14 protein-coding genes are annotated in these 20084 nt (G+C 70.5%); 9 read left to right on the top strand and 5 right to left on the bottom strand.

Features of this window, described 5'->3' with window-relative positions; all coding sequences use genetic code 11:
• Positions 1-28: 28 nt before the first annotated feature.
• The 3 genes from B446_RS11570 to B446_RS11580 all read left to right on the top strand — a co-directional run bounded on the left by B446_RS11570 (position 29) and on the right by B446_RS11580 (position 3695).
• Complete coding sequence (locus B446_RS11570) at positions 29-1300, top strand: sensor histidine kinase (RefSeq protein ID WP_020939619.1); 1272 nt, start codon at positions 29-31, stop codon at positions 1298-1300.
• A complete protein-coding gene (locus tag B446_RS11575; RefSeq protein WP_020939620.1) occupies positions 1285-1938 on the top strand; it encodes a LuxR C-terminal-related transcriptional regulator in 654 nt (217 codons plus the stop codon). Before B446_RS11570 ends, B446_RS11575 begins: the two co-directional genes overlap by 16 nt.
• A 185-nt stretch (positions 1939-2123) precedes the next feature.
• The gene (locus B446_RS11580; RefSeq protein ID WP_020939621.1) at positions 2124-3695 is read left to right on the top strand and encodes a DUF1996 domain-containing protein; all 1572 of its coding nucleotides are present in this window, start codon (positions 2124-2126) and stop codon (positions 3693-3695) included.
• Positions 3696-3806: 111 nt separating this feature from the next.
• Here B446_RS11580 and B446_RS11585 read toward each other — a convergent pair whose 3' ends face one another.
• Positions 3807-4199, bottom strand: a complete 393-nt coding sequence (locus B446_RS11585) for a hypothetical protein (protein WP_193384446.1) — start codon at positions 4197-4199, stop codon at positions 3807-3809.
• Positions 4200-4296: 97 nt separating this feature from the next.
• Here B446_RS11585 and B446_RS11590 point away from each other — a divergent pair, with 97 nt between their 5' ends.
• The 5 genes from B446_RS11590 (at position 4297) to B446_RS11610 (ending at position 9589) form a co-directional block, all read left to right on the top strand.
• Complete coding sequence (locus B446_RS11590) at positions 4297-4824, top strand: tetratricopeptide repeat protein (protein ID WP_043475359.1); 528 nt, start codon at positions 4297-4299, stop codon at positions 4822-4824.
• 59 nt (positions 4825-4883) lie between these two features.
• Positions 4884-6806, top strand: coding sequence for a hypothetical protein (locus B446_RS11595; RefSeq protein WP_020939624.1), 1923 nt, complete (start codon positions 4884-4886; stop codon positions 6804-6806).
• A gap of 69 nt (positions 6807-6875) precedes the next feature.
• Positions 6876-7790: a metal-dependent hydrolase gene (locus B446_RS11600; RefSeq protein WP_043475361.1), complete on the top strand. Its 915-nt coding sequence runs from the start codon at positions 6876-6878 to the stop codon at positions 7788-7790.
• Positions 7790-8836 (top strand): PDR/VanB family oxidoreductase, encoded by a 1047-nt coding sequence (locus tag B446_RS11605; protein WP_020939626.1) that lies wholly within the window; start codon positions 7790-7792, stop codon positions 8834-8836. Before B446_RS11600 ends, B446_RS11605 begins: the two co-directional genes overlap by 1 nt.
• A gap of 36 nt (positions 8837-8872) precedes the next feature.
• Complete coding sequence (locus B446_RS11610; protein WP_106960565.1) at positions 8873-9589, top strand: TetR/AcrR family transcriptional regulator; 717 nt, start codon at positions 8873-8875, stop codon at positions 9587-9589.
• A gap of 25 nt (positions 9590-9614) precedes the next feature.
• Here the strand turns inward: B446_RS11610 and B446_RS11615 are convergent, their stop codons facing one another.
• Together B446_RS11615 and pulA are read right to left on the bottom strand one after the other, a co-directional pair.
• On the bottom strand, positions 9615-9980 hold the full coding sequence (locus tag B446_RS11615; protein ID WP_020939628.1) for a 5-carboxymethyl-2-hydroxymuconate Delta-isomerase: 366 nt from the start codon (positions 9978-9980) through the stop codon (positions 9615-9617).
• A gap of 32 nt (positions 9981-10012) precedes the next feature.
• On the bottom strand, positions 10013-15418 hold the full coding sequence (gene pulA / locus B446_RS11620; protein WP_020939629.1) for a pullulanase-type alpha-1,6-glucosidase: 5406 nt from the start codon (positions 15416-15418) through the stop codon (positions 10013-10015).
• Positions 15419-15671: 253 nt separating this feature from the next.
• On the opposite strand from pulA, the gene B446_RS11625 reads away from it, so the two are divergent.
• Positions 15672-17141, top strand: coding sequence for a hypothetical protein (locus B446_RS11625; RefSeq protein WP_020939630.1), 1470 nt, complete (start codon positions 15672-15674; stop codon positions 17139-17141).
• On the opposite strand, the gene B446_RS36060 is transcribed toward B446_RS11625, so the two are convergent.
• Entirely contained in the window at positions 17116-18579 is a 1464-nt protein-coding gene (locus B446_RS36060; protein WP_020939631.1) for a hypothetical protein, read from the bottom strand. The two genes, B446_RS11625 and B446_RS36060, sit on opposite strands and share 26 nt — an antisense overlap.
• Positions 18580-18639: 60 nt before the next feature.
• The gene (locus B446_RS11635) at positions 18640-20016 is read right to left on the bottom strand and encodes an alpha-amylase (protein ID WP_020939632.1); all 1377 of its coding nucleotides are present in this window, start codon (positions 20014-20016) and stop codon (positions 18640-18642) included.
• Positions 20017-20084: the final 68 nt, after the last annotated feature.

A 20084-nucleotide genomic window follows, 5' to 3' on the forward strand; every position in this document is an offset into this window, starting at 1 on the left:
CGGGGCCGGGGTCGGCCAGACTGGCCCCATGAACACCGACACGAAGAGCGACGTCGTCCGCGACCGTATACGGGAGGTCGTGCTCGCCGCCGTACGGGGACTCGTGCTCGCACTGGTCATGCTGCCGCTGTCCATCCTCTGTCTCGTCCTCAGCCTGGTGTCCATCGCGTTCGTCCCGCTCGGCCTCGGCATCCTCACGACCCCCGCGGTCCTGGACGGCGTCCGGCGGTTCGCGGACGTACGGCGGCGGCTCTCGCAGGAGTGGTGCGGGATGCCGATCCGGTCGTCGTACCGGCCGGTCCCCGAGGACGCCAGCCCCTGGACCCGTACCGTCGTGCTGCTGTCCGACCCCGCGACCTGGCGGGACCTGCGCTGGCTGGCCGTCGACATGACGGCCGGGTACGTCACCGCGCTGCTCCCGGCCGTCCTGCTCTTCTACCCCTTCGAGGGCTTCGCGGTGGCCGCCGGTCTGTGGCGGGTGCTCGCGGACGGCCACACCTACTGGTACGGCTTCGTGCCGGTCACCGACCAGCCCTCCGCGCTCGGCGCGGCCGCCACCGCCGTGGTGCTCCTCCTCGCCGCCTACCGCCTCACCCCACGGCTGCTGACCGCGCACTTCCGGCTCACCCGGGCCCTGCTGGGCGGTGGCCGGGAGGAACTCACCGAGCGGGTGCGGGTGCTGACCGAGACCCGGCGCGACGCGGTGGACACGTCCGCCGCCGAGCTGCGCCGGATCGAGCGGGACCTGCACGACGGCGCGCAGGCCCGGCTGGTCGCGATGGGCATGGACCTCGGGACGATCGAGATGCTGCTCGACAAGGACCCGGCGCAGGCCAGGCGGCTGCTCTCGCAGGCCCGCCGCAACTCCGTCGAGGCCCTGGAGGAACTGCGCGACCTGGTCCGCGGCATCCACCCGCCGGTGCTGGCCGAGCGGGGCCTCGGGGACGCGGTGCGGGCGCTGGCGCTGCGGCTGCCGGTGCCGACGGAGGTCACCGTGGAGCTGTCCGGCCGTGCGGACGCCCCGGTGGAGTCGGCCGCCTACTTCGCGGTGAGCGAGGTGCTCACCAACGCCGTCAAGCACTCGGGCGCCGACCGGATCTGGGCCGACCTGCTGCACGCGGACGGCATGCTGCGGGTCACCGTGACCGACAACGGCAGGGGCGGGGCGACGGTCGCGGCCGGAACCGGGCTCGCCGGGATCGAGCGGCGGCTCGGTACATTCGACGGCGTCCTGGCCGTCAGCAGTCCCGCGGGCGGCCCCACCCTGGTGACCATGGAGATTCCGTGCGCGTTGTCCTAGCCGAGGACCTGTTCCTGCTGCGTGACGGGCTGGTCCGGATGCTGGAGGCCTACGGCTTCGAGATCGTGGCGGCCGTCGAGTCCGGACCCGAACTCGACGCGGCGCTGGCACGGTCGCGGCCGGACGTCGCGGTGGTCGACGTGCGGCTGCCGCCCACGCACACCGACGAGGGGCTGCAGTGCGCCCTGCGGGCCCGGCGGGCGCGGCCGGGTCTGCCGGTGCTGGTGCTCTCCCAGCACGTGGAGCAGCTGTACGCGCGCGAGTTGCTGGCCGACGGCAGCGGCGGGGTGGGCTACCTGCTGAAGGACCGGGTGTTCGACGCCGACCAGTTCGTGGACGCGGTACGGCGGGTGGCCGCGGGCGGCACGGCGATGGACCCGCAGGTGATCCAGCAGCTGCTGTCGCGCCGGGCCGGCGACGGCCGGCCGCTCGACGGGCTCACCCCGCGGGAGCGCGAGGTGCTGGAGCTGATGGCGCAGGGCCGGTCCAACGCGGCGATCGCCGGCCAGCTGGTGGTGACGGAACGGGCCATCGCCAAACACACCTCCAACATCTTCGCCAAACTGGGCCTGGAGGTGTCGGACGATGACAACCGGCGCGTTCTGGCGGTGCTCGCCCATCTGGACCGCGACCGCTGAAACGGCCGGACTTTTTCATGAACTTCCGCTGCTCAGGAGCCTGTTGGGGCCACCGTGACGCAGTGGGTCCGTGATGAATTCGTGGGACCGGTGAACACCCCGCAAGCGGCGTCCGTATGGAAGGACGCCGCTTCACTCCTGTCGGGCGCCTCGATGCTGCCCCGCAAGGAAGTCAGAGGAGTTCCATGGGACGCAACACACGAAAACGCCGTACGCCGCTGGCCACCAAGGCCATAGCCGCATCGGCGGCCCTAGCGCTCGGTGGGGGCGGGCTGATCTGGGCGAACTTCTACGCCTCGGCGCACGAGTCGAACCACCAGACGTGGGGAGGCAACCAGACCAAGGCAGCGACGGCGCAGGTCGCCACGATCTCCTGCCCGGACGTGGGCCAGAAGCTCACCAACGTGCCGAACCAGGCCCGTAACGAGGTCGCCGGTGAGCTGGCCAACCTCGACCGGCAGATCACCGACGCCTACCAGCGTCTGGCGACCACGCGGGACGCCCAGGCCCAGGACGCGAGTTTCGTTCAGAACTCCATCCTGCAACCGCTGAAGGACCGGCGGGCGGCGATCCTCGACCGGATCAAGCTGGAGATCACCCGCGTCGGCGGCACCGTGCCCGGCGATCTGAGCGTCCTCGCCTCCTGCACGGCGCAGAACGCCAACCAGACCACCGCCGGCGGGCAGCAGCAGAACAACACCGGCGGCCAGCAGCAGGGCGGCCAGCAGCAGAACAACGGTGGCCAGCAGCAGAACAACACCGGTGGCCAGCAGCAGGGCGGCGCCGGCGGCCAGCAGCAGGGCAACGCCGGACAGCAGCAGAACGTCGGCGGGCAGGCCGGCAACGGCCCGGTGGCGGCGGACTTCGTCGACATCACCAAGGTCCAGCCGAACGTGCCGGCCAAGCCGCGCCGCAACGGCAACGCGTCGACCGGCACGTTCACCACGCGGTGCGGGGTGAACGCCAACAAGAACCACAACACCGACAACGTGATCGTGGCGCCCGGCGTGACCAACGGCGCGCACCACCTGCACGACTACGTCGGCAACCAGAAGGTCAACGCGTTCTCCAGCAACCAGACGTTCCTGCAGGGCGGCACCAGCTGCCAGAACAGCAGCGACCTGTCCTCGTACTACTGGCCCGTGGTCCGCGTCCAGGACGGCTCGCAGGACTTCGACCAGAACAAGGACGGCGGCGGCAAGGAGGGCAACGTCGGCAAGATCCTGACGCCGGTCTCGGCGCAGATCAAGTACGTCGGCAGCCCGACCTCAAAGGTCGTCGCGATGCCGCAGTTCCTGCGCATCATCACCGGTGACGCCAAGACCACCACCAACGGTCTGGCGAACGCCAACGCGCACTGGAGCTGCACCGGCTTCGAGAACAAGGTCCAGCTGACCACGCAGTACCCGGTCTGCCCGCAGGGCAGCAAGGTGGTGCGGACGTTCGCCTTCCAGAGCTGCTGGGACGGGCAGAACGTGGACAGCGCCAACCACCGCACGCACGTGGCCTTCGCGGATGCCAACGGGAACTGCCAGAACGGCTTCAAGGCGATCCCGCAGCTGACGATGCGCCTGGTCTACAACATCACCCCGCCGGTCCTGCAGAACGGCCAGGTGAAGAACGCCTACGCGGTGGACGGCTTCCCGGAGCAGCTCCACAAGCCGGCCACGGACCACGACGACTTCATCAGCGTCACGAAGAACGGCCTGGCGAACCGGATCGCGAACTGCGTCAACCGCGGCCAGAACTGCGCCTGACCGGTCGCACGAGCCGGACGGCCGGACCAGCCGGACGGTCGGTCGCCGACGAGGAGGAACGAAGCGGGCGGTGGGAGTCCCCACCGCCCGCTTCCGTGTCCGCCGTCGGGCTCAGCCCTGGTGGGCGTGGTGGTTCGTACCGATCTCCACGTCGCCGCCGAGCGTGCCGCGCAGCGCCTTGACGACCCCGTCGTCACCGACGGCGACCCACTTGCGGCCGACGAGGTAGTACCCGCCGTAGTCCTTCGCGTCGTTGATCCACTCGCGCTGGCCGCGGTCGGTGGCGAACGTGGCGAGGATGAACCTGCCGTCGGTGTTCCGGCAGATGGCCTGGCGGATCTCGTCGGCGTCGGTCTGCATGTTCGGCTTGCACTTCACCTCGGCGGCCAGGCTCTCCAGACTGCCCGTGGCGGTGGGCGGCACCGGCTTGCTGTCCCCGCCCGCGCCACAGCCCGCCAGCGTCAGCGCCGCCGCGGCGCCGATCATCAGTCGCGTCAACCTCATCCGATCCTCCGGTCCCGGTGGGCCAAGCATGCCCCAGTCCCCTCGGATACGGCTCCCGCGCACGGTGTGCTCAAATGCGGTGACCGGGCGCGTACGGATGTGCGAGGGTGGCCCGGTGAACCAGGACTGGGAAGACCGCGTGACCGCCGCTTGGGCCACCTTCGACGACTACCCGGAGGAGCGCGCCCACGAGTTCCGCGCGGTGATCGACGAGTTGGCCGCCGAACTCCCGGACGGCAGCCCGCTCGCCCCCTTCGAGCGGGCCTGCGCCTGGGACTCGACCGGGCACTCGGACCGGGCGGTGCCGCTGTACCGGGAGGCACTGGCGGGCGGCCTGAGCGAGGTCAGCGGGTACAAGGGGCGGCGGGCCAAGATCCAGCTCTCCAGCTCGCTGCGGAACATCGGCGAGGCGGAGCAGGGCGTGAAGCTGCTCACCCCGGAACTCGACGCGTCCTCGGACGAGTTGGACGACGCCGTGCGGGCCTGCCTGGCCCTGTGCCTGTCCAGCCTGGGCCGCGACCGCGAGGGGCTGTCCCTGGTGCTCGGCGCCCTCGCCCCGCATCTGCCGCGCTACCAGCGGTCGATGGCCAACTACGCGCGCGCCCTCGTGGAGCCGGCGGACTGAACCGCCCGGGGTCACCCGCCCGGCGGTGACCAACCAACGCCTCGCTCGTTCACCCCGATGTGCAGTCACAGGATGTAGCCCAGCGTCACGCACCCGCCTCCTCCGGCGCCACCGGCCCGGTCGTCGACGTCGAGCAGGCCGAGGCCGCGCTCGTCGAGCACTACCCCCGGCTGGTCCGGCTCGCCTACCTGGTCCTGCCACCCGGCCTCGGCCGCGGCCGCAGGGTGCTGACGGCACACGCCCTCGCCCAGCGCGCGCTTCCCCGCGGCCGCAAGCAGACGTCCGTGATCCCGGCCCAGTCCACGGGCCGGGAGGGCGACCCCGGGTACGCGTTCGTCCGCCTCCGGGTCCTGCGCACCGCGCTCGGCGCGTCCGGCACCCGCAAGGGCCGGCCGCGGCTCGCGCACCGGCCGCCGCTGCTGCCCCAGGTGTGGGGCCTCAGGCTGTTCCCGCGCTCCGGCGGGGCCGACGAACTCGCCTTGGACCAGCGGCTGTCCGCCCTGTCCGGACCGGCCAGGGCCGCGTACGTGCTGCGCGGTCTGGAGAAGCTGCCCGACGCCGACGTGCGCCGGATCCTGAAGTCCGCCGGGGTGCAGCACCCCGAGTCCGCGCTGGCGGAGGCCAACGGGGTGCCCGCGCAGGACGCGTTGCTCACCTCCCCCGAGTTCGACCCCTGCTCGCTGCAGGCCCGCCCCACCGACCTGATGCGGCGCCGCCAGCACACCAAGGCCGTGCTCGCCGCGGCGGCCGCGCTCGCGGTGTGCGGGGCGCTGGTGGCCATGCCGGGCGGCGGCTGGGGACCCGACGGCGCCGCCGCGCCCGTGTACGCGGAGAACCCGGCGGCCGAGGCGGCCCTCGACCCGGGCAAGCTGCTCAGGGCCGCGCCCACCGCCTGGCGGTCCTCCGACCGCACCGACTTCTCGGTGTGGCCCGCGCGCGGCCCGCTCACCGGGGACAAGGCGCTGCTGCGCCGCGCCCTCGCCGTCTGGGCCCGCCCCGGGGAGACGGTCCGGGTCTCGGCCACCCCCGGCACCCAGACCGGCGGCCCGGCCGGCCCGCCCCAGCTGCTGTACGCGGGCGTGGTGGACACCGCGCGTGTGGTGATCCTCTACGACGGTCTGCGCGTGGCGCGGTACGCCGAGCCGACGGAGGGCGCGACGGGCGCGGCCCTCGACTTCGCCCGGGTCGACGGCGCGACCGGCGCCGAGGCGAGCGCGCTGGTGCTGGGCCGTGCGGACGGCAACGTCCGCTATCTGACCGCGCCCTGGGTGAAGCAGGCCGCCGAGCGGGACCTGATGAAGCCGGACGCGGCCGCGACCCCGCTGACCCTCACCGACGGCGTGACCACCCCGCTGGCCAGTCCCGCCCTGCAGCCCGGCGGCTGCACCTCGTGGAACGTGCTCCAGGTGACGGACGCCTCCGGCACCCGGCTCGCCACGGACCTGGGGGAGCTGGTCCCGGCCCATCTCACGGCCGGGCGTCCGGGCGCGGCCACGGAGGCGAGCGGCGCGGACGGGCTGCGCGCCTGGGCGCCGTTCGCCTGTTCGCTGTCCACGGAGCGCTCCGCCGGTGTGCGCAGCGTCAACGCCTGGGGGTTCGCGAACCAGACCCTGCCCGACGCGGGCGGTGCCGGTCAGTGGGTGTGCACCCGGGCCGAGACCTGGCGCGGTGACGGCACGATCGCGCTGGCCCAGTTCCGGACGCCGGGCGGACCGGCCGGGGCGGTGGTGGCGAAGGGTACGGACGTCGCGGACTGCGGTCCACGTGGGCCGCACGTGCTGGCCGGTGTGCTGTGGAAGTCGGGGACCGGCGCCTGGTACCTGCTGGCGGCGGGCGGCCCGGACACGGCGTCGATCCGCGCGGCCGGCGGGGTCACGGCGTCCGGCCGGGGCGCGCTGCTGGCGGTGCGGGCGACGAAGGGTGCGCGGGCCGGTCTGAAGGGCACGCTGGCGGACGGCCGGGAGATCACCGGACTGCGCTAGTTGACATCGGCGTCAACAAGGTGCCGCCAAGGGGTTCTCAGGCGGTCTACCCGTCAGTACATTGACGCCATGTCCAATAAGCAGGCCCGGCCGGTGGAGTCCGAGCGCATCCCGCTCAAGGCCCGCAACGTGTCCTTCTCCTGGCAGGACACCCCGCTGCACTGGGTGCCCGGCGACCCGTTCACCACGCACACCATCAACGTGCTGCACCTGCTGCTGCCCGCCGGTGAGCGGTGGTTCGTGCATGTGTACAAGCAGGTGCTGCCGCTCATCCGGGACGAGCGCCTGCGTGCGGACGTCCTCGGGTTCATCGGGCAGGAGGCCATGCACTCCCAGGCGCACGACGAGGTCCTGCCGCACCTGAGGGAGCAGGGGCTCGACCCGACGCCGTACACCGCGCAGGTCGACTGGTTCTTCGAGAAGCTGCTCGGCGACCGCACCCTGCCGCCGGGCCGGGCCCGCCGCTGGTGGCTGCTGGAGCGGGTGGCGCTCATCGCGGCCATCGAGCACTACACCGCCTTCCTCGGCGACTGGGTGCTCAACGCGACCGAGCTGGACCGGCGCGGGGCCGACCCGACCATGCTGGACCTGCTGCGCTGGCACGGCGCCGAGGAGGTCGAGCACCGCTCGGTCGCCTTCGACCTGTTCCTGCACGTCGACGGCGACTACGGGCGCCGGGTGCGCACGTGGGCCGCGGCGTTCTCGGCGCTGGTGTTCCTGTGGCAGCGCGGCATCCGCTTCTTCATGGCGAACGACCCGGCCACGACCGGACAGAAGCCGTCCCTGGCCGGCTTCCACCGGCGCGGCCGGCAGGGCACCCTGCCCGCCACCGGGGACATGCTGAGGTCCATCCCGCGCTACCTCAGCCGCGGTTACCACCCCTCCCACGAGTGCTCGACCGCCCAGGCCGTCGCCTATCTGGCCGCCTCCCCCGCAGCACTGGCCGCGGAGAAGGCGCAGCGGGCCGCCGAGGGGGCCGCGTGATGCCGAAGCCGCGCACCCTGGTCCTGCTCGCGGGCGCCGCCCTGCTGACCCGGCGCGCCCTGCGCCACCGGGTGCGGCGCTCCCCGCTGTGGCCGCTGCCCGCCCTTGACCCGCCGGTCTCCGGCCGGCCGCGCTCGCGGACGCGGCTGCTGCTCACCTCCCACGAGACGATCGCCGACGGGGTCGTACGGCTCCGTCTGGAGGGGGCCGGGCTGCGGGGCTGGGAGCCGGGGGCGCACCTCGACCTGGTGCTGCCGTCGGGCCTGGTGCGGCAGTACTCGCTGTGCGGGGACCCCGGGGACACCTCGTCGTACACCGTCGCCGCGCGGCTGGTCGAGGACGGCCGGGGCGGCTCCCGCGAGGTGCACGAACAGCTCACGGAGGGCATGGAGCTCGAGGTGCGCGGCCCGCGCAACCGCTTCCCGCTCGTCGCGGCGCCGTCGTACGTCTTCGTGGCCGGCGGGATCGGGATCACGCCGATCCTGCCCATGCTGCGGGCGCTGCCGGACGGCGCCGAGTGGCGGCTGCTGTACGGCGGGCGGTCCCGGGCGTCGATGCCGTTCCTGACGGAGGTGCGCGAGCTGGCCGGGGACCGGCTGACGGTGGTGGCCGAGGACGAGGACGGACGCCCCGGCCTCGCGGCCCTGTTCGCGGACGTGGCCGAGGGCACGGCCGTGTACTGCTGTGGTCCGGAGGGCCTGATGGCCGCGGTCGAGGAGGCACTGCCGACGGGTGCCACGCTGCACCTGGAACGTTTTGCGCCACGGGCCGGTGCCGGCGGGGAGACGGAGTTCGAGCTGGAACTGCGGCGCAGCGGGCGCACCTTGACGGTTCCGGCGGACTCCACGGTGCTGGCCGCCGTGCGCGACGCGCTGCCGGACACCGCCTACTCCTGCGGGCAGGGTTTCTGCGGGACCTGCCAACAGCGGGTGCTGGAGGGGGAGATCGACCACCGGGACGAGCTGCTGACGGACGCCGAGCGGGGCGATTCGATGCTGATCTGCGTCTCCCGGTCCCGGAGCGATCGGCTGGTGCTCGACATGTGATCACGAGCGGCCGGATTCGATCGGTAAGGTGTTCGCATGAGTACCGGGGTTCGCCGCAGGATGGGCGTCGAGGAGCGGCGGCAGCAGCTGATCGGCGTCGCGCTCGACCTGTTCAGCCGACGCTCGCCCGACGAGGTCTCCATCGACGAGATAGCCTCGGCCGCGGGCATCTCGCGGCCGCTGGTGTACCACTACTTCCCCGGAAAACTCAGCCTGTACGAAGCCGCGTTGAAGCGCGCCTCGGAGGACCTCGCGAGCCGGTTCGAGGAGCCCCACGAGGGTCCGCTGGGGGCCCGGCTGCTGCGCGTGATGCGCCGCTTCTTCGACTTCGTCGACGACCACGGGCCCGGCTTCTCGGCGCTCATGCGCGGCGGCCCGGCCGTGCCCGCGGACGGGGTCGGCTCGAAGGAGCACACCTCGGCGACCAACGCCCTCATCGACTCCGTGCGCCAGGCCGCCTACGACCAGATCCTGTCGCACCTGAACGTGACCGACGCGTCCCCGCGTCTGGAGCTGGTGATCCGCACCTGGATCTCGCTCGCCGAGTCCACGGCGCTGATCTGGCTGGACGGCCGGCGCATCCCGCGGTCCGACCTGGAACGGCAGCTGGTGCACGACTTCGCCGCGCTGGCCGCGGTCAGCGCGGCCTACGACCCGGACATGGCCGCGCTGGTGCGGGCCATGGTCGAGGACGAGCCGGCCGACGGCCCCTTCGCGGAGCTCGCCGGCCGGCTGATCACTCTGGCGTCCTGACCCCGGGGCCGGACCGTCCGCCGTCCTACCGCTCGAACTTCCGGTAGGACGGGTCGAGGTCGCGGACCTCGGCGGAGGCGTGCAGGGTGATTCCGTCCCGCGGCGCCACATGCGTGCGGAGCAGCTCCAGCACGGCCTCCGTCAGCGCCGCCTTGGTCTCCTCGCTCCGCCCGGCGAGGAGACCGATGGTCACGTGCACGATCGCGTGCGACTGATCCATCTCTTCGTACCCATAGGCGGCGTAGGCCTCCCGGAACAGCGTCTTGCACGCCTCCGGGCGGGCCGCCGCGATCTCGACGACCGCCTCGTGCAGCGCCCGCGCGAAGCCGTCCGCGTCGAGGCTGTCCGAGTCGTCCAGCACGGCGGTGTAGTCGACGGTGATCTGCGGCATGGGTACTCCTGTTCTACGGCGTCGGGCCGACCCTACTTCGCCGCCCGGGTGAACACCGCCACGGACCGCGCCGGGACGGTGAACGTGCCCGAGCCGGCCGCGTAGGACGAGGTCCTCACCACCGTGTCCGCGCCGGCCGCCTGCACGGGGTGCAGCCGGTAGTGCGCTCCGGCCAGGGCGGCGATCTTCTGCTCCTGCCGCTCCGGGGTGGCGTTGAAGACCACGACCAGGTCACCGAGGCGCATGGTGATCACGCCGGGCGTCTCGCCCTTGCCCGACAGCGGGAAGGACAGCCGGTCCTGCACCTGCGTGGCGGTGCCGAGGGAGAAGGCCTTCTCGCTCGTGCGGATGCGCAGCAGATCCTGGTAGGCGGCGGAGGCGCCGGTGATCTGGGGGCAGCCCACCTTGACCGCGCCGAGCAGCGGCCTGGCGTAGTCCCACTTGGCCTGGTTGTCGGCCGCCATGGGCAGTCCGCGCCCGAAGCCGTTGCCGTCGGCGCAGTTCCAGTGGATGGCGTTGAACCAGTCGCCGCTGTCGAAGGAGTTGCGGTCCAGCGACTTGGAGCGCAGCAGGTCGGTGCCCGCCTGGGAGAGCGCCGGACCCTGCGAGAGGGCGGCCGTGGCCATCGCCAGGACCTGCATACGGGCCCGGTCGGACGCGGAGGTGTCCTTGGGGAGCTTGTAGGTCAGGGCGTCGAACAGCGACTCGTTGTCGTGCGCGTCCACGTAGGCGAGGGCGTCGCCGGGCGCGGCCGCGTAGCCGGCCGGGGCGCCGTTGTAGTCGACCTCGGCGCCGGTGACCTCCTTGCCGTCCGTGTCGGTGAAGTGGTACTTGGCGAGGTTTCCGGTCAGCCCGATCTTGATCAGGTCCTGGTAGTGCAGCAGCCGGGCCTTCTGCTCCTCCTTGGTGCCGTTGGCGGTGGAGGAGTTGGGGTCGGTGTACAGACCGGAGGCGAAGCCCTGGACGCCGGGGTCGGAGTCGAAGGGGCTGCCGCCGCGCACGGCGTCGCGGGCCCGGTCGGAGAAGGTGGCGATGCCGGTGCCGGCCATGTGGGCCTGCGTGGCCTGCACGAACCGGGCGTCGTTCGCGACCTCTCCGAAGTTCCAGCCCTCGCCGTACAGGATGATCTTCTTGCCGTCGACGCCGTCCTTCTTCAGGGTCAGCGCGTCCAGGGCCTTGCGGACGGCCAGGATGTTGGCCTTCGGGTGGTGGCCCATGAGGTCGAAGCGGAAGCCGTCGACCTTGTACTCCCTGGCCCAGGTGACGATCGAGTCCACGACCAGCTTGCCCATCATCGCGTTCTCGGGCGCGGTGTTGGAGCAGCAGGTGCTGTTGGCCACCGAGCCGTCGGCGAGCAGCCGCTGGTAGTAGCCGGGCACGATCCGGTCGAGCACCGAGGTGCCGGCCTGGCCGCTGGCCGCCGTGTGGTTGTAGACGACGTCCATGACGACCCTGAGGCCGTCGCCGTTCAGCGCCTGCACCATCCTGCGGAACTGGACGGTACGGGCGGTGCCGTCCGGGTCACTGGCGTAGGAGCCCTCGGGGACCGTGTAGTGGTACGGGTCGTAGCCCCAGTTGTAGGCGTCCTTCGCGGCGGCCTTGCCCACGCACTCCTGCTGCTTGTCGGAGTCGGCCGGGTAGGAGGCCAGGTCGCAGTCGGGGGTGGCCTGGTCGGCCTTCTTCTCGGGGATGGTGGCGATGTCGAAGGCCGGCAGCAGGTGCACGTAGGAGGTGCCGGCCTTGGCCAGCGCCCGCAGGTGCCTGGAGCCGTCGCTGTTCTTGTCGGTGAAGGCCAGGTAGGTGCCCTGGTCCTTGGCCGGGACGGTCTTGTCGGCGACCGAGAAGTCGCGGATGTGCAGCTCCTGGATCTGCGCGTCCTTCAGCGGTACGGCCTTGGGCTTGCTCAGGGCCGCCCAGCCGCTCGGGGAGAGCTTCTTGTCGTTCAGGTCGACGACGAGGCTGCGCGCCGAGTTCGCGGTCAGGGCGACCGAGTAGGGGTCGGTGACCTTGTTGGTGACCACCTTGCGGACGCTGGGCGCCCAGACCTTCACGACGTACCGGTAGGGCTTGCCCTTCCAGGAGGCCGGGCCGGTGACGGACCAGACGCCGGTGGTGTCGTTCCGGCGCATCTTCACGGACGTGCCGTCGAGGTCGAGGTGGACGCTCTGCGCGGTCGGCGCCCAGACGGCGAGGGTCGGCCTGCCGGCGTGGAAGGTCGGCCCGAGGGCGGCCTTCGTCGCACCGGGGTACAGGTCGTCGAGCACGCCGGCGATCTGCACGCCGGTCGCGGCCAGGACGGCGCCGTTCGCGGCCCGCTGGGTGGCGACGAGCTGCCCGGCGAGGGCGCCGCGCACCCGGTCCCGGTCGCGGGGGTCGACGGACCAGGCGGTGTAGTCCTTCAGGTGCGGGAACTTCGCCTTCTGGGCGTCGGTCAGGGTGGTCTTGGTCAGTCGCAGCCAGCGCTCGTCGTCGCTGGTCAGCGCGCCGTCCTTGACGGTGATCGAGCCGTCGCGGGAGGAGAGGAGCTGGGTGGAGGCGGCGCCGTCGGCGCCGTTCCAGGCGACGGTGTTCCGGTCGATCCAGATCGCCTTGGAGGTGGTCAGGTCGAGTGCAGCCGCGCTGCCCGCGGGCTGCGGCAGCAGGTACTTCTCCTGGCCGTTCAACAGCCACACCTCGTGGCCGTTCGACTTGAGGTCGAGGGACTGGTCGGTGGGCAGGTCCTTGTCGTCGCCCTTGTGGATGATGTAGCTGAGACTGGTGGCACCCGCGCTGAGCGGCACCTCGAAGACCGCGCCATAGGCGTCAGTCTTCACCGGCTTCAGCGGGTTCGACCAGTCGGTGGGGTTCGCGGCGCCGGTCCAGACGTGCAGGCCCCAGCCGTCGTAGTTCCCGTCGGCGCGGTGGTAGTGGACGACCGCCTTGGTCTCGTCCTGCGCCGGGTAGTCGGGCTTCTTGGTCAGGACGTCGGCCTTGCCCTGTTCGAGCCACACCTCGCCGGTCTTGGTGACGTCGATGCTCCGGTCGGCGGAGACGTCCTTGTTGCCGTCCTTGTCGATGACCAGGAAGCCGACGTTCGAGGCGCCGGACTTGAGCTTGACGTAGGCGAAGGCGCCGTAGGCGTCCCGGCCCACGAAGGGGTGGCTGGCGGGCCAGTTCGTGGCCTCGCCGTCGGCGATGTCGCCCCAGGCGTACAGGCCCCAGTTGTCGTAGTCGCCGTCGGTGCGCTTGTAGTGGACGACCGCGTAGTCGCGGGAGGAGGCGGTGGGGACCTCGGGGGCGGGCGTGGTGCCGGTGGTGCTGGTGGCCGTGGCGCTCGCGGTGTGTCCGGCGGAGTCGACGACGACGGCCTTGTAGCGCAGGGCGGTGCCGGCCTTCACGTCCTTGCCGATGGTCTGGGTGACCCGGTACGGGGCGTGGTCGGCGGAGCCGAGGGTGCGCCAGGCGCCGTTGCCGACCTGGGCGGCGAAGACGACCCGGTCGAGTTGGCCTCCGTCTACGTCGGCGGAGAGCTCGACGGTGCCGGTGGCGCCGGCGTCCGGGGCCTTCAGCGTGAGGGACGGCTTGGCGGTGGGCTCGGCGAGGGGGCCGGCGGCCTTGAGGACGACGGCGGAGCCGGCCGGGACGGTGACCGTGACCTTGCGGTCGGCGTCGGAGTCCGCCGTGGCGTGCGTGCCGTAGATCCCGCGGTACGTCATGCCCGCGGAGCCGGTCGTGAAGGTGGCGGTCTTCGCCTCGTCGGCGTTGTTGAGGGCGACGACGTACTCGGTGCCGGAGCGTGCGTCCGTACGGGTGAAGGCGTAGACACCGGCGCCGTCGGCCGCGTACCGCTCGGTCTGCACGCCGTCGGTGAGCGCCGGGTTGTTCCTCCGGAGCTTGGCGAGGGCGGCGATGTCCTTGTAGAGCGGGGCGCCGCGGTCGTAGGCGTCGCTCGCGTGGGTGCGGTCGGTGCCGATCTCGTCGTCGTCGAGGTAGTCGGCGACCTTGGAGGCGAACATGGTCTGGCGGGCGTCCTTGTCGCCGCCGGCGCCGGTGAAGCCCTGCTCGTCGCCGTAGTAGACGACCGGGTTGCCGCGGCTGAGGAACATCAGCTCGTTGGCGAGCCTGTCCTTGCGCAGGATCTCGGTGTCGGTGGCCTTGGGGTTGTCCTGCTTCAGGAAGTACCCGATGCGGCCCATGTCGTGGTTGCCGAGGAAGGTGACCTGCTCGTACGCGTTGGCCTTGTCGGTCGTGTACTTGTAGTCGTCGCCGAAGACGCTCGCGAGCTTTTGCGCGCTGCCGCCCTGGGAGGCGTAGGAGCGGGCCGCGTCCTGGAAGGGGAAGTCGAGGGTGGCGTCGAGGCGGCCCTGGGTGACGTACGGGGAGGTGAGGGAGGTGTCGGCGGTGTAGACCTCGCCGAACATGAAGAAGTTCTTCCGCCCGTGCGCGGCCGCGTAGCGGTCGAGCGCGGTGGCCCACTGGGTCCAGAAGTCCATGTCGACGTGCTTGACGGTGTCGATGCGGAACCCGTCGACGCCGAAGTCCTTCACCCAGCGCTCGTAGATCTTCTCCATGCCGCTGACGACCTCGGGGCGCTCGGTCCACAGGTCGTCCAGGCCGGAGAAGTCGCCGTAGGTGGTGGACTCACCCGCGTAGGTGGAGTCGCCCCGGTTGTGGTACATCGTCGGGTCGTTGAGCCAGGCCGGGACCTTGGACCTGCTCGTGACCCGCGGGGTGCGCGGGAAGGAGTCCGCGTCGACGGCCGGGAACCTGCGGCGCCCGTCGGCGTAGTCGGCGTCGTCGAAGGGCCGGCCGTCCCTGGTCAGGTACGGGAAGGCGCCCTTGGAGAGGTAGTCGTACGCCTTCTCCTTGTAGTCCACGACGTCGGCGGTGTGGTTGGTGATGACGTCGAAGAAGACCTTCATGCCCCTGGCGTGCGCCTTGGCGATGAGGGTGCGGAGGTCCTCGTTGGTCCCGAAGTGCGGGTCGACCTGGGTGAAGTCGGTGATCCAGTAGCCGTGGTAGCCGGCCGAGGCGTTGGCGCCCGTGCCCTGCACCGGGCGGTTCTTGAAGATCGGCGCCATCCAGATGGCGGTGGTGCCGAGGTCCTTGATGTAGTCGAGGCGCTCGGTCAGGCCCTTGAGGTCGCCGCCCTGGTAGAAGCCCTTGTCGGTGGGGTCGTACCCGGTGCTCAGGCGTGAGCCGGTGAGTCCGCCGCGGTCGTTGGACCGGTCGCCGTTGGCGAAACGGTCCGGCATGACGAAGTAGAACTGCTCACGGGTGTCGTCGTGCCGCGCGGGCTGGGCCGCGAGGGCCGCGTCGGACGGCGGTGCGGGAGGGGTGGCGGCATGAGCCGTCAGTGGCTGGATCAGGGCGGCTGCGAGGGCGGCGGCGGTGACGGCCGCGGCCCTTCTCGCTCGGGGCGTACGGCGCCCCCGGGGCGCCGGCCATCTGGGTATCACAGGCGGTAACTCCTTGCGATTACGGCTCTCTTGGGTCCGACCCCAACGCCGCGGCACGGCTTCGGTGCCGGGCGCCCGCGCGACCGTACCGCTGCCGAAAGGTTTACAGCAAGAGGCTTGAAAGCAACGGAAAGATCTTTCATCCGACTTGCTGGATGCGCCGAGCGGGTGAAGAGTGGCTTGTGTGGCGATTGTCGGCCCGTAACGAACGAAGGGTCGCCCCCGGCGACTTCGGTCCGCACCTGGATACACCATGGCCAGACTCCCCCGGCGGCACATCCTGCACCTGTTCGGCGCGTCCGCAGTGGCGGCAGCCCTCGCGCTCCCCATGGCCGCAGCGGCGTCCACGTCTCCCCCTCCCTCACCCGGGCTGTCGACCCCGCCCTCTCCCGGCACATCGACGCAGGGCACCTCACCGGGCGAGTCCAGCCCGTCCTCGCCGGTACCGGACTCCTCGGCCACCGACACCAGCGGGACGTCGAGCCGGACCGGCACGACCGGGACGACGAACCCGACCGATACATCGAGTTCGGGCGGTACGTCGGACGAGTCGACCAGCACCACCGGGGGCGACACATCGGCTTCCCAGGCGCCGAAGCAACAGAAGAAGGCACTTGAAGAGGCAACGACGGGCCTGGATCAGGCGAAGAACGAGGCTCCGAAGGAGCTGGCCCCCAGTGTCGCGCAACTGACCGACACCCTCCACGCGGTGGGTGACCCGGGGACCTCGCCCCAGGACCGTGACGCAGCCATCGGGACCGCCCATGCGGTGGGTTCCGCCCTGAAGGTCATCGGCGATCCCGGAACGCCGCCTGCGGTGCGGGCGCAGTTGACAGGGCTCGTGAAGCAGGTGGCGTCCACCCTCGACGCGGCGCGCAGCCCTGGGCTCACGCCTGAGGAACGGCGCCTGACCTTCGATGTGGGGGCCAAGTCAGCGGCCGCTCTGGCGGTGATCGGCGACCCCGGGACGCCGCCTGAAGAGCGGGACGACACGGCCGGTGCCGGCGACCACATGACCCAGGCAGCATCCCAATCCGCCCAGGCGGCCAGCTCTTCCCGCCAGAACTCGAGCGCACCGGCCTCCAGCCCTCCCCACGAGGAGACCATGCAGAGGTTGCGTTTCCTGGCCACGGTCATGGGCGCCCTCAGCGACCGGAACACGCACGGCGGGGGCCGGCGGTCCTTGGCGAGAGCGGCGAACGAGGCCAGTTCGTCGCTGGACGGCTCCACCGACAGCCGGGCGTCGGACGAGAAGAGGGAGAAGGCACGCCGGAAACTGCAGGAGCAGCTTGCCCAAGTGGAGAAGGAGCTGACGGAGTACCTCTCCGCGCAGCCCCTGCCGACCGAACCACTCGGCAAGGCGGCTGAAATCTGTACCAACTCCGTCTTCGAGAGGAGTGTTTCGGAGGAAACACTCGCGGGAGACCTGGAGAGCGCACTCCCCGGCCCGTGGAACAAGGAGGGCGTCAAAGAATTCTGGAAGTCCGAAGAAGCGGGGAACGAAGCCCTGAAGATTTTCGCCGAACTGCGGAACAAGAGAATTATCGACGCCCCGTTGGCCGTCAAGCTGCTCGTCCCCAAGCTCGCCGACTCGATACCGGCGAAAGAACTCTACACCGCTCTGGGGAGTCCGGCACTGCATTGCCTGGGGGCCGCTCGTCAACTCGACCGGGACGGAGTCGAATCGGGCACCTGGGTCAAGATGGCCGAGGAACATCGATAGACTTCGTCAGTTCCGCCATCGACACCTCGGCATTGGTGTCGACCGCCGAGACGCCGAACCTGTCGAGTTCCCTCTTTCCTTTTTCCCGAGGAGGCGGCCCCGGATGCTCGAAGTGGTACGTAGAAATGGAGTAGAAAGGATATTTGGCATCGATTCCCCAGGTAGCCAACATGTAACGAGGGCCGTGTGTCACGTTGACCAGGTTGTTGTTGTGACGCACTCTGCCTAGATACAGGAGCCGGTCCCGGCACCAGTCCACCGTGCAAAAGAATCGTTCCGGCGTCACATTCCACGACGGGTGCTGATCCCCGAAGGCGTCCACATCGATCCGCCCGCGGTCCTTCCTCATGAAGGCGAGCTGCAGGTCGACGTGGAGAAGGTCGTACTTGGCGTTCCGGGGAACCTGCAGAACGTGCTCGCGCGTGTCCTCCTGGCCGCTTTCCAGCACTGTCCCGGGCTCATAGAAACGGCCCCTGCTGAGGGCGGTGTAGTACAGTTGGTCGACATTCGTCTCCGAGTCCTCCCTGGTCTTGTCGAGATCAATACTCCTCTCCCACTCGTCGACCGACGAGTCCCCCTTTTCCGAGTATCTCGCGGTCCTCCCGTACACCGAGAAGTCATCGATGACGATGTACACCGAGAACGCCCCGGTGTTCTTCACGGACAACTTCAATGGCACCTGAAGGAAGGGATGCAGACCGTCGGCCCGCGCCGCACCGAATCCCGCTTTCAGAGTGAGATGCAAGGGCGCTACCGTGGGTGCGTACATGGTCGAGTACGCCAGACTCAGAGCGGTGAACACGGCTGACACCACCACTCCGGCCGCGACTTTCCTGGGCTGTGGAACTCCTTTCCAGGCCCTTTCCCGGAGTAACAAGCACAGCGCCCACACCGCCCAGCACCACAGCGGCATGAACGCCAGCATGTAGCGCGTCCATTCTCTCTCGTCAAGCCACATGAGAACAAGAAGGGTGTCGGTGGCCAGTGCGATGAGGACGCCGAGCACGGTGACCGCACCGGACACCCTCGACTGCCGTTTCCCCCAGTGGTCGACTGCCGCCGCCGCTGACGCCAGCAGCACCAGACCGGACAGGACGAAGACAGCCCCGGTCAACCGCTGGGCGAAGGTCAGGGCGCCGAAGACGTCCGGCCGTCCGATCACCACGTTGAGCACCGCGGAAGCGAGCAGGCCCGCCACCATCAGCGCGCTGACGGTCCGCCGCCTCCACGCCCGGTCGGGCCACGTGTCACTGCCCCCGCCGCGCCAGCACACGTAGGCCGGGTCGTCCACGTCCACGTCGGGGTGCCCGCGGCGGGCCAGCAGTTTCCGCAGTTCGCGCAGCGACCAGACACCGCCGGCAGCGGTGCTGCCGACGGTGACCCGGCGCAGGCCCCGGTCATCCGGTTCCTCGACGACGACCCAGGGTCGGATGCTCATGGGGCAAGCCTCGGACCGCGACGGGCGCCGCGCACGCGCGGTTGCTCCGGTCGGGGGGAATCAGCAGCCCGACTTCCCGGCGTAGATCGCGAGCGCCGTGTCGGCGCCCAGGGTGGCGGTGAACTGCCCGTTCGAGTTCACCGTCACCGTCGTGTTGTTCTGCACGTTGCAGTACGTGCCCGCCGCCAGCGAGGTCTGGTAGGTGCGGGTCAGGGACGAGGACTCGTGGTTGATGGCCACGTAGCCCTTGCTGCCCCGGCCGAAGCCGATGGCGTTGTTGCCGTCGTCCCACCAGTTGGTCACGGACTGGCCGCGGGTGGCGTTGCGGAAGGCGACCATGGACTTGATCTCGGGCCAGGCGTGCTGGCACTTCCAGCCGTCCTGCCAGCACGCGTTGACCTTGCCGCCGTTGGGCGGGCCGGCGTCCGCGTCCGACCACTCGTAGCCCGAGTTGATGTCCGGGGCGCCGTACGGCCAGGCCAGCATGAAGACGTTGGCCAGGGTGTACTTGGCGCCGTCCTTGTAGTTCAGGGTGGAGCCGTTGCGTTCGGTGTCGTGGTTGTCGACGAAGACGCCGGCCACCGAACTGCTCAGGTAGCCCCAGCCCTCGCCGTAGTTGTTCAGGTAGGCGAGCTTCTCGTTGTTGAAGACGCGCTTGAGGTCGTAGGCGTAGCGGAACTCCTGGACGTCGCCGTTGCCGGTGTACTCGGTCGGCTGGACCGCCTCGCCCGCGCCGTAGATGACCTCCTGCTTCCAGTAGGCGGCGGGCTTGGTGAGCCGGCTCTTGATGTTGGCGAGGTCGTCGGCCGGGATGTGCTTGGCCGCGTCGATGCGGAAGCCGTCCACGCCGAGGGTCAGCAGGTCGTTCATGTAGCCGGCGATGGTCTTGCGGACGTACTCCTCGCCCGTGTCCAGGTCGGCCAGGCCCACGAGTTCGCAGTGCTGGACGTTCCAGCGGTCCTGGTAGTTGGTGACCTGCGAGGTGCAGTCGTCGAAGTCGGGGCTCGAGTAGAGACCGGGGTAGTTGTACTTCGTGTACGACGAGCCGCCGGTGCCGGTGCCGCTGCCCGCCGCCATGTGGTTGACGACCGTGTCGACCACGACCTTCACACCGGCCGCGTGGCAGGTGTTCACCATGTTCTGGAAGGCCGTGCGGTCGCCGAGGCGGCCGGCGATCCGGTAGCTCACCGGCTGGTACGACGTCCACCACTGCGAGCCCTGTATGTGCTCGGCGGGCGGGGAGACCTGGACGTAGCCGTAGCCGGCCGGGCCGAGGGTGGCGGTGCACTCCTTGGCGACCGAGGCGTAGTTCCACTCGAAGAGGACGGCGGTGACGTCCTTGGTGCCGGGCGGCGAGGCCGCCGCGGTAGTCGGGTACATGCCAATCGTGAAGGCGGCCGCGACGGCGAGCGCCATGGGGAGGGTGCTGCGTGCCATGTGGGGGTTCCTTCGACGTTGAAGGCGCTTGCTGAAATGTTTCAGCAATCTTGCGGTAACGCAGATGT

Origin of the sequence: Streptomyces collinus Tu 365 (assembly GCF_000444875.1) — a bacterium.
In the GTDB taxonomy this organism is placed as follows: domain Bacteria; phylum Actinomycetota; class Actinomycetes; order Streptomycetales; family Streptomycetaceae; genus Streptomyces; species Streptomyces collinus_A.